Source organism: Winogradskyella poriferorum, assembly GCF_050618035.1.
GTDB classification, from domain to species: domain Bacteria; phylum Bacteroidota; class Bacteroidia; order Flavobacteriales; family Flavobacteriaceae; genus Winogradskyella; species Winogradskyella poriferorum_A.
This window is the reverse complement of the sequence record NZ_JBODPY010000242.1, coordinates 1-220: the sequence shown is the minus strand read 5'-3', so window position 1 is coordinate 220 and position 220 is coordinate 1. Positions and strand designations below refer to the sequence as shown.

The 220-nt window shown below is 40.9% G+C and carries 1 protein-coding gene; it reads right to left on the bottom strand.

Going from position 1 to position 220, the window contains the following annotated elements; all coding sequences use genetic code 11:
* A partial coding sequence (locus ACRHOC_RS15630) for a DNA gyrase C-terminal beta-propeller domain-containing protein (protein WP_431159495.1) occupies positions 1-220 on the bottom strand: 220 nt, incomplete at both ends.

The window sequence follows — 220 nt, the reverse complement described above, 5'->3', positions numbered from 1 at the left end:
AGTCACCCAAACTAGATCGTTTACCATAACCATTTTCTGACACGACAAGGATATTACTTTCCATATCATCTACTGCAACCATACCAATCACTTCATCATTATCATTCGCCAGAGTAATCCCTCTAACACCAGAAGCATTACTACCCAACGGTCTAGTTTTGGCCTCCACAAAGCGAATAACTTTACCAGATTTAAGCGCCAACATTAGTTGACTCTCACC